The organism is Rhizobium etli 8C-3 (genome assembly GCF_001908375.1).
Classification (GTDB): domain Bacteria; phylum Pseudomonadota; class Alphaproteobacteria; order Rhizobiales; family Rhizobiaceae; genus Rhizobium; species Rhizobium etli_B.
Genome location: NZ_CP017241.1, coordinates 3,437,985 through 3,451,839, shown reverse-complemented (window position 1 = coordinate 3,451,839; position 13,855 = coordinate 3,437,985). Strand labels below are relative to the sequence as shown.

The 13,855-nt window shown below is 60.7% G+C and carries 11 protein-coding genes and 1 pseudogene; 2 read left to right on the top strand and 10 right to left on the bottom strand.

The annotated features are described in order from the left end of the window. The first annotated feature begins 93 nt into the window (after window positions 1-93). Entirely contained in the window at window positions 94-1,086 is a 993-nt protein-coding gene (locus tag AM571_RS17235; protein WP_074062451.1) for a KpsF/GutQ family sugar-phosphate isomerase, read from the top strand. On the opposite strand, the gene AM571_RS17230 is transcribed toward AM571_RS17235, so the two are convergent. From AM571_RS17230 to AM571_RS17185, 10 genes are all read right to left on the bottom strand, one after another. After that, window positions 1,087-1,542 carry an NfeD family protein gene (locus AM571_RS17230; RefSeq protein ID WP_074062450.1) on the bottom strand — a complete coding sequence of 152 codons (456 nt, stop codon included), beginning with the start codon at window positions 1,540-1,542 and terminating at the stop codon, window positions 1,087-1,089. A 3-nt stretch (window positions 1,543-1,545) separates the two neighbouring features. Continuing rightward, complete coding sequence (locus AM571_RS17225) at window positions 1,546-2,556, bottom strand: SPFH domain-containing protein (RefSeq protein ID WP_074062449.1); 1,011 nt, start codon at window positions 2,554-2,556, stop codon at window positions 1,546-1,548. Between the two features lie 125 nt (window positions 2,557-2,681). Continuing rightward, the gene (gene hemH / locus AM571_RS17220; RefSeq protein ID WP_074062448.1) at window positions 2,682-3,716 is read right to left on the bottom strand and encodes a ferrochelatase; all 1,035 of its coding nucleotides are present in this window, start codon (window positions 3,714-3,716) and stop codon (window positions 2,682-2,684) included. A gap of 121 nt (window positions 3,717-3,837) precedes the next feature. Beyond that, window positions 3,838-5,697, bottom strand: coding sequence for a 5'-nucleotidase C-terminal domain-containing protein (locus tag AM571_RS17215; RefSeq protein ID WP_074062447.1), 1,860 nt, complete (start codon window positions 5,695-5,697; stop codon window positions 3,838-3,840). Window positions 5,698-5,903: 206 nt separating this feature from the next. Further along, window positions 5,904-6,266 carry an outer membrane lipoprotein Omp10 gene (omp10, locus tag AM571_RS17210; RefSeq protein ID WP_074062446.1) on the bottom strand — a complete coding sequence of 121 codons (363 nt, stop codon included), beginning with the start codon at window positions 6,264-6,266 and terminating at the stop codon, window positions 5,904-5,906. A 167-nt stretch (window positions 6,267-6,433) separates the two neighbouring features. Next, window positions 6,434-7,888, bottom strand: coding sequence for a homospermidine synthase (locus tag AM571_RS17205; RefSeq protein WP_074062445.1), 1,455 nt, complete (start codon window positions 7,886-7,888; stop codon window positions 6,434-6,436). Between the two features lie 209 nt (window positions 7,889-8,097). Further along, the gene (locus tag AM571_RS17200; protein ID WP_074062444.1) at window positions 8,098-8,382 is read right to left on the bottom strand and encodes a YciI family protein; all 285 of its coding nucleotides are present in this window, start codon (window positions 8,380-8,382) and stop codon (window positions 8,098-8,100) included. Between the two features lie 71 nt (window positions 8,383-8,453). Continuing rightward, a complete protein-coding gene (locus AM571_RS17195; protein WP_074062443.1) occupies window positions 8,454-9,080 on the bottom strand; it encodes an aminotransferase class IV family protein in 627 nt (208 codons plus the stop codon). After that, entirely contained in the window at window positions 9,077-10,237 is a 1,161-nt protein-coding gene (locus tag AM571_RS17190) for an aminodeoxychorismate synthase component I (RefSeq protein WP_074062442.1), read from the bottom strand. Before AM571_RS17190 ends, AM571_RS17195 begins: the two co-directional genes overlap by 4 nt. Window positions 10,238-10,469: 232 nt before the next feature. Next, window positions 10,470-12,323 carry a M3 family oligoendopeptidase gene (locus AM571_RS17185; RefSeq protein ID WP_074062441.1) on the bottom strand — a complete coding sequence of 618 codons (1,854 nt, stop codon included), beginning with the start codon at window positions 12,321-12,323 and terminating at the stop codon, window positions 10,470-10,472. Between the two features lie 207 nt (window positions 12,324-12,530). Here AM571_RS17185 and AM571_RS17180 point away from each other — a divergent pair. Then, window positions 12,531-13,788: pseudogene (locus AM571_RS17180) on the top strand (sigma-54-dependent transcriptional regulator); the annotation flags it as partial. Between the last annotated feature and the right edge of the window lie 67 nt (window positions 13,789-13,855).

The following is a 13,855-nucleotide window of genomic DNA, read 5'->3' as shown; positions in this document are numbered from 1 at the left end:
TGGTTAATCATTCGTTGCGGCCGCAAGGATCTGTTCACAGGTTGAAAGGCGACGTGGGTAGACACCTTAAGTGAAAAGCGCTAACGCAGGGCCATGAGAAAAGCAGTCAGACTTGTTGAAAACGGTGTGCTCGAATCCGCCAGGCGGACGATCGGGACGGAGAGACGCGGACTGGAAGCGCTTGAGCGCGCCTTGAGCGACGGTCTGTCGGAGCCGTTTTCTCAAGCGGTGGAGACGATCGGCAACATCAGCGGTCGTGTCATCGTTACGGGTGTCGGCAAAAGTGGACATATCGGGACGAAACTGGCTGCTACCCTTGCGTCGACGGGCACGCCTGCGTTTTTCGTTCACGCCGCGGAAGCCAATCACGGCGATCTCGGGATGATTGCGAGCGACGATCTCGTCCTTGCCATTTCCAAAGGCGGCGAAAGTGCCGAACTGCGCAGCATCATTGCCTATACCCGCCGATTTTCCATCCCCCTGGTCGCGCTCACCTGCAGCGAACACTCGTCGCTGGCGACGGCATCCGACATCGTTCTGCTGATCCCGAACGAGCAGGAAGCCTGCCCGAACGGCCTTGCGCCAACGACGTCGACATTGATGCAGCTCGCCCTCGGGGATGCGCTCGCGATCGCGCTGCTTGAAGCGCGCGGCTTCACGGCGCGGGATTTCCATGTCTTCCATCCAGGCGGAAAGCTCGGTGCCAGCCTGATGCATGTCGGCGACGTCATGCATACCGGCGATCGCGTTCCGCTGGTGGCGAAGGGGACACCGATGCCCGAGGCGATCCACGTGCTGTCGCGCAAGCATTTCGGCTGCGTCGGCGTTCTGGACGAGGATGGGCGGCTCTGCGGCATCGTTACCGAAGGCGACATCGCACGGAATCTGACACGCAACCTGTCGGAGCTTTGCGTTGACGACATCATGACGCGCACGCCCAAGACCGTCAGGCCGACGGCGCTTGCCACCAGCGCGCTGGCATTGCTGGAGCAGCATCAGATCGGAGCGCTGATCGTCATCGATGACGATAACAGGCCGGCCGGCTTGGTGCATTTTCACGATCTCTTGCGGATCGGCGTCGCCTGATCACAGCGGCTCGACCGTCAGATCGCGCCCGTTGCTTGCGACCACCTTCACCTGCGTTCCGGCAGGCAGGTTCGGGCCGGTCACCCGCCAGACCGTATCATCGATATGGATGCGGCCGCGGCCTTCGGCGATCGGTTCCAAGAGCGTAGCCGTCCGGCCGACGAGACTTGCGCCCCGCTGATTGAGAAAGGGTTCGTCAGTCGCATCATGGCGAAGCGTCAGCCGGCGGCCAAGGAATGTCGCGGCAACCGCCAGGATGGCAAAAAGGATGAGCTGCGTTTCCCAGATCCAGAAGCCGGCATTCCAAAGCAGCAGCGACAGAATGCCGACGGCGAGCGCGGCAAGACCGATCCAGACGAGGAAAAAGCCAGGCACCACCATTTCGGCGGCAAGCAGCGCCAGGCCGACAATCCACCAGGTCCATGGCCCGAGTTCGGCAACGACGCGTGTCAGCATGCCTCAGCGCTCCGGGGCCTGGTTGAAGGGATTGACCGGCGGAGTCGTGCGCGGCGGCACTTGACGCGGCCGCGGCGGGGAGGGCGGACTGCTGCCGTCGCCGAAGACCTCCTTGGCGATTGCACCAATACCGCTCAGCGAGCCGATGATGGATGAGGCCTCCATCGGCATCAAGACAATCTTGGAATTGCCGGCCGTACCGATGGCAGACAGCGCCTCTGTATATTTCTGCGCCACGAAATAGTTGATCGCCTGCACGTCGCCGGCGGCGATCGCCTCGGAGACCATCCTTGTCGCCTTGGCTTCGGCCTCGGCCAGACGCTCGCGGGCTTCGGCTTCGCGAAACGCTGCCTCACGCTGGCCCTCCGCCTCCAGAATTGCCGATTGCTTGGCACCTTCGGCGCGAAGGATCTGGGCGTTGCGCGAACCTTCGGCTTCCAGAATTTGGGCACGTTTCTCACGCTCGGCCTTCATCTGCCGCGCCATGGCGTCGACGAGATCGGTCGGTGGTCGGATGTCCTTGATCTCGATACGGGTGACCTTGATGCCCCACGGCTGCACGGCATCATCGACAACCCGCAGCAGCCGGTCATTGATCGCATCGCGGTTGGACAGAAGCTCGTCGAGGTCCATGGAGCCCATGACCGAGCGGATGTTGGTCATCGTCAGATTAAGAACGGCGTTTTCGAGATTGGAGACCTGGTAGGCGGCCTGGGCGGCATTCAGGACCTGGTAGAAGGCGACCGCATCGGCGGCCACGGAGGCGTTGTCCCGGGTGATGACTTCCTGGGTCGGTACGTCAAGCACCTGCTCCATCACGTTCATGCGGGCGCCTATGCGCTCGATGAATGGCGTGATGATGTTGAGGCCCGGCTCCAGTGTGCGCGTATAGCGGCCGAAGCGCTCGATCGTATAGCGATAGCCCTGCGGCACCGTCTTGACGCCCGCAAAAAGCACAAGGATGACGAAGACGACGAGAGCAATAACGACGATATCGAACCCGCCTAGAATCATCACTCTCTCCTCCACCAGGCCTGTGATGGCGGCGATCCTATTCAACGAGCGGGATTTTCACAAGCGCACGCCAAGGTTTTAGTCGGCAGCTGGAAGACCGGGCGCGGCGGCAGCCTGCGTCCGTCTCAGGCCCAACCCATCAGTTCGCGACGCACGACCTTTTCCAGCACGCGCATCCCGTCCTCGCTGTCGTTCAGGCACGGAATATGCGCAAATTTCTCGCCTCCGTTTTCATGGAAGGAATGGGCCGCCTGCTCGGCAATCTCTTCCAGCGTTTCCAGGCAGTCGGAGACGAAACCGGGATTGAGAACGGCAATGCGTCTGACGCCGTCCTTGGCCAGCGTCTCGACGGTCTTGTCGGTATAGGGCTGCAGCCATTCTTCCGGCCCGAAGCGGGACTGGAAGGTGACCATGAACTGTTGCTTCGCAAGGCCAAGCCTTTCGCGAAGCAAGTGCCCTGTCTTCTGGCACTGGAAGTAGTAAGGATCGCCCTGCTCGGAATAGGAGAGCGGGATGCCGTGAAACGAGGCGAGGATCACCTGCGGTTCCCAGTCGAGCCCCGCAAGATGCCTTGTCACCGAATTGGCGAGCGCTTCGATATAGGTGTCGTCGTCGTGATAGTCCGGCACCATGCGCAATGCCGGCTGCCAGCGCATCTTCAATAGATGCTGGAATGCCTTGTCGTTGACTGTGGCGGTCGTCGCCGCCGCATATTGCGGATAGAGCGGGAAAAGAACGATGCGGTCGCAGCCTTCCTCTTTCAGTGCGTTGATGCGCGAAGCGATCGAGGGCGTGCCATAACGCATGGCCCAGTCTACCTTTACATTCGGCAGGTCCTTCAGGCGCGCCGCCAGGAGATCGGACTGGTTGCGGGTGTAGGTGCGCAGATAGCTCTCGTTCTCATCCTTGTTCCAGATCGTCTCGTAGGCCCTGCCGACCTTCTGCGGGCGGGTGTTCAGGACGATTCCGAAGAGGACCGGATACCATTTCAACGGCGACCATTCGATGACGCGCCTGTCGGTCAGGAATTCGCGCAGATAACGCCGCACCGACGCGTAATCGGTGCCGTCGGGCGTGCCGAGATTGACGAGAAGGACCCCGACCTTGCCGAATTTGACCGGAGGATGCTCCGCCGGGAGATATGAAGGTGCAATCGTCATCTTGGCCCCAACGTTTGATCGATCTTCCCGCTCCTGGGCAGCCGGCTCGGTGGCCTACCCTATAAGTGGAAAAACCGGCCCGGGAAAGCCCGGACCGGTCCTCAACAACCAGGCAATCGCCTTACTTTGCGGGAACCTGCAGCTCCTTGCCGACCATCAGGCGACGCGGATCGGGATTGCCGTTGGCCTCGGAGATTCGTTTCCACAGCTCGCCATCGCCGTAAAACTGCTTGGCAAGATCCCAAAGCGTATCACCTGCGGCGATGACATGGCTTGCCGGCGTCGCCGCAGCCGGTGCGCTGGCAGCGGGGGCCGTTGCGGCTGGGGCTTGAGCGGATGGAGCAGCCGGCGCGGCAGGTGCAGGGGTCCCGGTCGGGGCAACTTGCGCTATGCGGCCGTCGGTGTAGGGCTTGTAAGGGTTGTGGGCTGCCAGATACTCGACCGTCACGTCGGCCAGATCCGGACCGAAGTCATAGGCATTCTTGCCGGCTGTCTCGAAGATCGAATAGCCATCCCCGCCGGCGCGCATGAAATTGTTGGTGACGACGCCGTAAGTCCTGGCCGGATCGATCGGTGCGAATTTGTCGTTCTCCTTGACCTCAACGCCGCTGACGCGGCTGCCCGGCGGCTTCGACTTGTCGAAGCTGTACTTCAGGCCGGCGACCTGCGGGAAGCGGCCGGCGCCCTCGTCGATCTGGCTGACGCCGTTCTCCAGCGCCGCGACGATGTCTGCGCCCGTCAGCTGGAAGGTGGCCACCGTGTTCTGGAACGGCAGCACGGTGATGACTTCGCCCTGGGTGATATCGCCGCCGTCGATCGAGGCGCGAAGACCGCCGCCGTTCTGGATGGCGATCTGTATGCCCTGGTTCTTCGTGCGGTCGAGCATGGCATCGGCAACGAGGTTGCCCATCGAGCACTCCTTGACGCGGCAAACGGTGCGGTCGCCCTCGATCGGGCCTTCGGACGAGCCGATCACCTTCTTGCGGAGTTCTTCGATCGGTTTGGCCAGTTCCTGGATACGGGCAACAAGGGCCGGGTCGGGCGTGAAGGAGGAGTCGATCAGGATCGGATCGCCCTTGGCGCTCTTGACGACGCCGCTGTCGTCGAAATCGACGACGAGATCACCGAGATACTTGCTGTAGGAGGCCGCCTGCACGACGGGCACCTTGTAGCCGCCCGGATTGTCCACCATCGTCGGGTATGGGCCTTCCGCCTTCGGATCGGTGTTCGAAAGCAGGCTGTGCGAGTGGCCGCCGACGACGACATCGACATCGGGAATCTTGGCGATGGCTGCAAGATCGCGCGGATAGCCGACATGGGTGAGAGCGATGATCTTGTTGATGCCCTGGCCCTTCAATTCCTGGACGGCGGCGCCAATCGTCTGGACGTCCTCGGCAATCATCACCTTGGGGCCGGGAGAGGAAAGCTCTTCGGTATCATTGGCCACGGCGCCGACGATGCCGATCTTCTGCCCCCCGACATCGAGCACCAGCGAAGGCTTGATGCGATCGCCGAGCTTGGAGCCGTCGGCGGCAAGGACGTTTGCGGAAATAACCGGGAACTGAACCTTGTCGAGGAAGGCGGCGAGGCCGTCCTCGCTGTCGTCAAATTCATGATTGCCGACGGTCATGACATCGAACTTCATGGCGTTCAGCATCTCGGCTTCCACGGTGCCCTTGTAGGTCGTGTAGAAGAGCGAACCCTGAAAGTTGTCGCCGGCGTTCAAAAGCAGGACGTTCTGCCCGGACAACGCCTGACGGCGCTGGTCGATCGCGCTCTTCAAGCGAGCGGCGCCGCCGAAGCATGCGTTCTTGCCTTCGTCCTCCGCCGAGCAGGTGGAATCGAACTTGTTGATCGATTCGATGCGTGAATGGAAATCATTGATATGAAGAATATTGAGCTGGTAGTCCGCGAAGGCTGCGCCAGCGCTGAGCGCCAGCATCGATGCGGTCAACAGACCGAAGCTAAATGACTTGGTCATACTGTTCTCCTAATTTGGCGAAGTCCCATACCCCTGACTTCGTCCTTCCCTTAATCGTTTGGCGGCTACCCGGCGGGCGGATGTTTTCATCAACGATGACCGACCGCAAGTGCAAAAAAGCTGTTGTTCCCGGGGTGCTTTCCAAGAGGCAAAACGAAAAAAGCTCCCGCAAAGGAGAGCCTCTTCATCGAAAGCTGGGCGGGCAATTACATGCGCCGCGTCAACGTGAATTGCGAACCCGCATCCGAGGTGCAGTTCAATTGACTTTGGCTGACGAGCGCGCAATTGACCTTCGACTGCGTCTTGCGAACCAGCGAAGTCATGCTGATTTCGACCAGCGACGGCGACGTGTTGATATAGGTGCCGGACGCAAGCAGCTGGTTGCTGTCTGTCGTGCGGGTCGTGAAGGTGCCTGCCTGGAAGGTGGAAATGATGCCGTTCGGATCGGCCCAGGATCCCTCGACGCCGGTCGGCGCAGCGCGTGTCGCTACCGGCATGGGGCGGTCTGAGACGCAGGCGGCAAGCGCTGCTGCTGCAGCCGCAAGCACGAGAATGTTTCTGAACATCATATGGTTCTCCCGGCGATTCGGAGCGGCTTTTACCGCGAAAGTCTCGAAAAACATGGCGCGAGCCCGCCGCCATGGCAAGCCTCCTGCAACGATGAAGCGAAATTACGCGGCAGGCGTTACAAAAATGCCCGCCTTTCGGCGGGCATCGATGCGGATTGAATGTCCGGTCAAGAACGAACCAGGATGTTCTTGAACTGCCAGGGATCCTTGGTGTCGATGTCTTCCGGGAAGAGGCCCGGGCGACCATCGAGCGGCGTCCAGTCGGTGTAGTGACCCTCAACCGGGCCGAGATAAGGCAGCTGCACTTCGAGGCAGCGCTTGTAGTCGATCTCGTCGGCTTCGACGATGCCGGCCCTTGGATGTTCGAGAGCCCAGACCATGCCTGCGAGAACGGCAGAGGTCACCTGCAGGCCGGTCGCATTCTGGTAGGGCGCGATGCGGCGGGTTTCTTCGAGCGACAGGCGCGAGCCGAACCAGTAGGCGTTCTTCTCGTGGCCGTAGAGAAGCACACCGAGCTCGTCGATGCCGTCCTCCAGCTCGTCTTCGTCGAGAACGTGGTGGACCGGCTGCGGCGTGCCGCCGTTGCCGAACATCTCATGCAGCGACAGGATCGCATCGTTGGCCGGATGGTAGGCATAGTGGCAGGTCGGGCGGAAGGTGACTTCGTCATCCTTGTCGCGGACCGTGAAATAATCGGCGATCGATATCGACTCGTTGTGAGTGACGAGGAAACCGTATTGCGGACCAGGCGTCGGGCACCAGGTGCGGACGCGGGTATTGGCACCCGGCTGCTCCAGATAGATCGCCGCCTTGCAGCCCTTCTTCTGCTTCTTGGCGTTCTTCGGCATCCAGTTCTCATGGGTGCCCCAGCCGAGCTCGGCGGGCTGCATGCCTTCGGAGATGAAGCCTTCGACCGACCAGGTGTTCCAGAAGACGTTGAGCGGCTTTGGATGCTTGGTGCGCTGCGTGTCCCGTTCGGCAATATGGATGCCCTTGACGCCGACCTTCTTCATCAGCTTTGCCCAGCCTTCGCGGTCGTGCTGATCCGGCTCGTCGAACTTCACGCCGATCTCGTTGGCGAGGTTGACGAGCGCTTGCTTGACGAACCAGGAGACCATGCCGGGGTTGGCGCCACAGGTGGATACGGCCGTTGCGCCGCCAGGGTTCTTCGCCTTTTCCTTGCGCACAGTTTCGCGCAGCGCATAGTTGGTGCGGTCGGCGTTCTTCATGTTCTTGTCGAAATAGAAGCCGAGCCAAGGCTCCACGACGGTGTCGATATAAAGTACGTCGAGCTTGCGGCAGAGCTTCATGATGTCGAGCGAGCCGGTATCGACCGAGAGATTGACGCAGAAGCCCTGACCGCCGCCTTTGGTCAAAAGCGGCTTCAGGAGATCCTTGTAATTGTCCTTCGTCACGTATTCCTTGATGTGGAGGACACCGTACTTCTTCAGGATCTCCATGTCGGCCGGCTCGTCGCGCGGGTCGATGACAACCATCCGGCTCTTGTCGAATTTGAAGTGGCGCTCGATCAGCGGCAGCGTGCCGCGGCCGATGGAGCCAAAGCCGATCATCACGATCGGACCGGTAATTTCGGCATATACCGGGTGGGTCTGTTCCGTCATTCTTATCTCCTATGGAAGGCGAGGAAGGCGATGAACCTTCAGGAATTCTTGTGAAATGGCGCAAGGAAATGCGAGGTGACCGGCTCTAACCATAAATCGGCGTCACAATAAAGAGCGTTTGGGCCGGAAACGGATTTATCAGGCGGGCGAACATGCCCAAGCTCTGCAGTGGGCCCGGCCCTTTGCAGCGGCAACCCCATTGTCGGTGTTCAGGTCTTCAAGATATCGAGTCCCGCGGCCACCGTCGTCACTGCGACTTCTGTGATCTCGTATTCTGCAACGCCTTGAACCACGAACGGATCGGCGGCGACATAGGCCTCGATCTCGGCACGATTGCCGATGGCGAAGATGAGACCGCCGGTGCGGGGAACCTTGCGGCCGGAGGCAAGGAACCAGCCTTTGGCATAGCCCTGCCTGACCCAGGCCATATGCGGCTCCATGTGCTTATCGGCCTCTTCGTTCGGTTTCACATAGGTGAGCGAGAGCATGAACATGGCAAGATCCTTCCGGCCTATCGTTGCGAAACTGTCGAATATTCAAACGGAACTTCAAGATTTCTGCGATCTCAGATGACAAGCCGTGCAGGGACGAGGCCGCGGAGCGAATTTCCGACATAGATCTGGCCGCTGTTCAAATCGTCCAGCCGGATGCGACCGACGCGGGCTTTGCGCTCACAGATCAACTCGGTGCGCAGCACGCCGGCGAGCAGGCCGCAGGAGATCGGCGGGGTGCGGAGGATGCCGGAACCATCGCCGAGGAAGGCGGACGTGATCGTGCCTTCGCAGACCTCGCCGCGTTCGTTCAGCATCAGCACTTCGTCGGCCTGCTGCGGCGTGTATTCGGCACGGGCGGCCTCGTAGAGCGTGCGGCGGGTGGTCTTGATCCGCAGCAGCTTGTCGGCGCTGTCGAGGCGGGTCGAAGCGATGCGGATGTTCCACACCGTGCCGGGCGCAAGCGGTGCGAAGGGCGCGGTGGTGACTTCTATTCGGCCCTGAGCATCGAAGGTCAGCCGGACGCGCAGAGCGCCCGTCGCGCCTCGTACGGACCAATCGAGCTCGTCGAGCGCATGTCGCGGCTCCCCAAAGCCGATGCGCCGGGCCGAGCGCGTCAGTCGGGCAAGATGCAGCCGCAGCCGAATGAATCCGGTCTGCGGTTCCCACCGCAATGTCTCTATCAGCGAGAAGTCGCTCATCGCGCGATTTCCTGGTCGCCGATCGCAAAACGCGCCTTGAGCAGGCATTCTTCGTATTCGGCTTCCGCGGTGGAATCGAAGACGATGCCACCACCGACATTGAAGATTGCCCGGCCGTCCTCAAAGAGGCTGATCGTGCGGATCGCAACCGAAAAGCGCATGGCGCCTGCCGGAGAGACCATGCCGATCGCGCCGCAATAGGCGTCGCGCGGCGTGTCTTCGAGTTCGTGCAGGATTTGCATGGCGCTGAGCTTCGGCGCGCCGGTGATCGAGCCGCAGGGGAAGAGGGCGGCGAAGATATCGCGGATCGAAATGCCGGGAAGAAGTCTCGCCTGCACATGACTTACCATTTGGTGCAGTGTGGGGTAGGTCTCGATGTCGAAGAGCTTCGGTACATCGAGCGTACCGACCTCCGAGATGCGCGAGATGTCATTGCGAAGCAGGTCGACGATCATCCGGTTTTCGGCTTGCGTCTTTGTATCGCGACGCATGGCCGCGACGATGGCGGCATCTTCGGCCGCATCGGCGCCACGCTTGGCCGTGCCTTTCATCGGATGCGTCTCGATCCATCCTTCCTCGTCCGTCCGGAAGAAGAGTTCGGGAGAGCGCGACAGGATGACGGGGCCGCCGAGATCGACGAAGGCGCCGTACTTTACCGGCTGACGTTCGATCAGCGACCAGAAGGCCGCGCGCGGATCTCCATTCCAACGTGCTTCGATGGGCATGGTAAGGTTTGCTTGGTAGCAATTGCCAAGGCGCAGATGCCGATGCAATCGGTCGAAGCGCTCTCTGTATACGGGATATGCCCAAGCGGCCTTGGGTGCCGTCAAAAATTCCTCGTTGTCGAGACGTTGTTTCGGCTGCGCGAGCGGATGACCGTCCTTTTGCGGGGCGTCGAAGATACCGAAGCAGAGCAACGGCGTCTGCCGGTTCTCTTCCACGAAGCCCGCGAGCTTTTCCTCGAAGAGATAGCCCGCTTCGTAAGATAGGTATCCCGCCAGCCACTTTCCTTCCGTCTTGGCCGTCTCCATCCGCGCGAGTCCGGCGAAGAATTCGCCGCTGGTGCGGGCGATGATGGTCTCGACGGGATCGGCAAAGAGCATGACTTCGCCGGTCGTGTCGTCGCGGAAGAGGATGCAAGGCGGAGAAATCGTCATCCGCGCTTGCCTTTGCTGGAAACGGTCGCTGCGGAGGACTCTTTTCGTTGCAAAGGGTCTCCCGCGCCCAAGGACCTGGGCGCACTGGATTGCCGTGACAAGCACAGGAGTGAGCAAGAACGGGTTGCCTTCATCGTTCCTCGTAAGCGTTGCACAATGAAGCTTGCGACCTGCCGCGACAGCCGAAGCTGCAGGTCAGGCTCCCGCTTGGCCCCTGACCCGTCGTTGTCTCTCAGGCCTTGTCAAGTGCTTCCAGTTCATCGATCAGCCCCTCAATCATCGACAGTCCCCTGTTCCAGAACGACGGATCGGTGGCGTCGAGGCCGAAAGGCCTGAGGAGTTCAGAATGATGCTTGGTCCCACCGGCCTTCAGAAGCTCGAAATACTTGTCCTTAAAGCCCTTGTCGGCTTTCTGGTAGACGGCGTAGAGCGAGTTCACCAGGCAGTCCCCGAAGGCATAGGCGTAGACATAGAAAGGCGAGTGGATGAAGTGCGGGATATAGGCCCAGTAGGTCTCGTATCCCTCGGAGATCCTGATCGCTGGACCGAGGCTTTCCGACTGAACCGAAAGCCAGAGTTCGCCGATATCTTCCGCAGTCAGTTCGCCTGCCTTGCGGGCGGTGTGAAGCTCGCGTTCGAATTCGTAAAAGGCGATCTGGCGCACGACCGTGTTGATCATGTCCTCGACCTTTTGGGCGAGCATCGCCTTGCGCTCGCGCTTGTCCGTCGTCTTGTCAAGCAACGCGCGGAAGGTCAGCATTTCGCCGAAGACGGATGCGGTTTCGGCAAGCGTCAGCGGGGTCTGGCACATCAGCGCCCCCTGTGCACCGGCCAGCACCTGGTGAACGCCGTGGCCGAGTTCATGGGCAAGCGTCATCACATCCCGCGGCTTGCCCATGTAGTTGACCAGCACATAGGGATGCACTGAGGGAACCGTGGGATGGGAAAAGGCGCCGGGCGCCTTGCCCGCACGCACGGGAGCATCGATCCACTGTTCGTCGAAGAAGCGCTTGGCAATGGCCGCCATTTCCGGCGCGAAGTTGCCGTAGGCCGACAAAACGGTGTCCTTCGCTTCGTCCCAGGAGATCACTGCATTGGACGTTTCCGGCAAGGGCGCGTTTCGGTCCCAGAAATTCATCTGATCCATTCCAAGCCACTTTGCCTTCATCTTGTAATAGCGGTGCGAAAGACGCGGATAGGCCTGCTTGACGGCAGCTGCCAGCGCATCGACCACGTCGCGCTCGACGCGGTTTGCCAGGTGACGGCTGTCGGCGATATCCTCGAAGCCGCGCCAGCGGTCGGAAATATCCTTGTCCTTGGCGAGCGTATTGGTGATCAACGTGAATGTGCGGATATTCGCCTTGAAGGTTTCAGCAAGCGCCATTGCCGCCTTGCGGCGCGCTTCAGGATCCTTGTCCTGCAGCAGATTGAGCGCGACTTCGAGCGGCACTTTCTCGCCGTCGATATCGTAGCGCAGCTCGGCCATGGTCTCGTCGAAGAGGCGGTTGAACGCAGCCGCACTCGTCATCGACTTTTCGAGAAAGAGCTGTTCCAGCTTGTCTTCCAGCTGGTAGGGCTTGTCCTTGCGAAGGTCGATCAGCCAGGGGCGGTAGTGGTCGGCCCCAGCGTCGTTGGCCATGCATGCGTCCATCACTGCGTCGTCGATGCGGTTCAGCTCCAGCGCGAAGAAGAGAAGGTGGCCCGAAAATTCGGTGATCTTCGCCTGGACGTCGCCGTAGAGCTTGCCGTTCACCGGATTGGTCGTATCGGAGAAATAGGTGAGGCCAGCAAAAGAGCCGAGACGGCCGATGAGATCGTCCAGCGCCTCGTATTCCTTCAGCGCCTCGCCGATGCCTCCTGCGCCTTTTTGGGCCGCTGCATCGGCAAGCTTGCCTTTCCATTTCTGCTCGAAGGCGATCGCGTTCCGGCCCGCCTTTTCCATGTCGCTGGTGAAGGCAGTCGAGGTGGCGGAAGGATAGAGATCCTGCAGCTTCCAGACCGGAAGGTCGCCGAGCGCCGGATCAGCCGCGGCAAAGGCAACTGTTGCCGAAAAATTAAGGCCGGCGCCGGAAAGCACGAAATTCATGGCTGGGTTCCTCTTCCTCGTTTCGAACAGGTCTGACTGCATAAGCGCCGGAAGCCCTCGTATCAAGGTGCTTTCGGGATGCTGGAGGCCCCGCATCGATACGGATTCGGTGTCGCCACAATCGTTAAAATGCAATTATTTCTCAAAACTGGATGTTCAAGCCTTTCTGCCAGAGTGCCCGCAGGTTTCGCATGAAGTGAGGCGACAATGACTGGTTATAGTGAGCTCAAGGGTGCAGGGCAGATTCTCGTGGTCGAGGACGACCCGGTACAACGCCGCCTGCTGAAGAACGCAATCGAGCGTCACGGACATGTCGTCCATCAGGCCGAGAACGGCCGCATCGGCCTGGAGATGGTGAAGCGCGACAGTGGTCTCTTCAACGTCATCCTTCTCGACCTGATGATGCCGGAAATGACCGGCCTCGAATTCCTTGAAGCGCTCCATGAACTCGGCACGCAGATCCCGGTGATCGTGCAGACCGGACAGGGCGGCATCGAAACCGTGGTGCAGGCCATGCGTGCCGGCGCCTTCGATTTCGTGGTCAAGCCGGTTTCACCGGAGCGCATCGCAACCTCGATCGCCAACGCAATGAAGCTGGACCAGCGCGAAGTGCGGGCCCGCTCGGGCCGTCGGTCGCGCTCGGGCCTGGTCGGTTTCGACGACATCGTTTCGGCAAGCCCGGCGATGATCCGCGTCATCGATCTGGCGCAGCGTGCGGCCCAATCCAACATTCCGGTCGTGCTCGAAGGCGAGTCCGGCGTCGGCAAGGAGCTGGTTGCACGTGCCATCCAGTCCGGCGGCGACCGCTCGGGTAAGCCTTTCGTCACCGTCAACTGCGGCGCCATTCCGCACAACCTCGTCGAGAGCATCCTTTTCGGCCATGAAAAGGGCGCCTTTACCGGTGCAACCGAGCGCCACACGGGCAAGTTCATGGAGGCTGACGGCGGCACGATCTTCCTCGACGAAATCGGCGATCTGCCGCTCGACGTGCAGGTCAAGCTGCTGCGAGCCGTGCAGCAGGGTGAAGTCGAGACCGTTGGCGCACGGACGGCCCACAAGGTCAATGTCCGGCTCATTTCCGCCACGAACAAGGACCTGATCGAAGAGGTCAAGAACGGCCACTTCCGCGAGGACCTCTATTATCGCCTCAATGTCTTTCCGATCACCATTCCGGCGCTGCGCAAGCGCAAGGAAGACATTCCGCATCTGGTGCGCGTCTTTACCGACCGCTTCTCGTCAGAACAGAAAAATGGCCATCGCATGACGGTCAGCGCGGGTGCGTTGGCATTGTTGACGGCCTATGACTGGCCGGGCAACATCCGCCAGCTCGAGAACGCGATCTTCCGCGCCGTCGTGCTGGCCGAGGGCCAGGAGCTCAGCGAATCAGATTTTCCGCAGATCGCTGCCCAGCTGCCGCAATATGACGTGGTCGATCATCTGGCGCTGGTTGCCGACAATACATATCGCGAGCACGAGGTGGAGTTTGCGGATTTTCACGCTCCGCAGGTTTCTGCGAGCGTGTCGCGCGGGCA

What these genes read in the sequence shown, in the direction of transcription:
- AM571_RS17190 (WP_074062442.1), bottom strand. Translation starts at nt 10,237, where the DNA reads ATGACGATTTCTCCGCCTTGCATCCTCTTCCGCGACGACACGACCGGC.
- AM571_RS17225 (WP_074062449.1), bottom strand. Translation starts at nt 2,556, where the DNA reads ATGATTCTAGGCGGGTTCGATATCGTCGTTATTGCTCTCGTCGTCTTC.
- AM571_RS17230 (WP_074062450.1), bottom strand. Translation starts at nt 1,542, where the DNA reads ATGCTGACACGCGTCGTTGCCGAACTCGGGCCATGGACCTGGTGGATT.
- AM571_RS17205 (WP_074062445.1), bottom strand. Translation starts at nt 7,888, where the DNA reads ATGACGGAACAGACCCACCCGGTATATGCCGAAATTACCGGTCCGATC.
- AM571_RS17185 (WP_074062441.1), bottom strand. Translation starts at nt 12,323, where the DNA reads ATGAATTTCGTGCTTTCCGGCGCCGGCCTTAATTTTTCGGCAACAGTT.
- omp10 (WP_074062446.1), bottom strand. Translation starts at nt 6,266, where the DNA reads ATGATGTTCAGAAACATTCTCGTGCTTGCGGCTGCAGCAGCAGCGCTT.
- AM571_RS17215 (WP_074062447.1), bottom strand. Translation starts at nt 5,697, where the DNA reads ATGACCAAGTCATTTAGCTTCGGTCTGTTGACCGCATCGATGCTGGCG.
- AM571_RS17200 (WP_074062444.1), bottom strand. Translation starts at nt 8,382, where the DNA reads ATGTTCATGCTCTCGCTCACCTATGTGAAACCGAACGAAGAGGCCGAT.
- hemH (WP_074062448.1), bottom strand. Translation starts at nt 3,716, where the DNA reads ATGACGATTGCACCTTCATATCTCCCGGCGGAGCATCCTCCGGTCAAA.
- AM571_RS17235 (WP_074062451.1), top strand. Translation starts at nt 94, where the DNA reads ATGAGAAAAGCAGTCAGACTTGTTGAAAACGGTGTGCTCGAATCCGCC.
- AM571_RS17195 (WP_074062443.1), bottom strand. Translation starts at nt 9,080, where the DNA reads ATGAGCGACTTCTCGCTGATAGAGACATTGCGGTGGGAACCGCAGACC.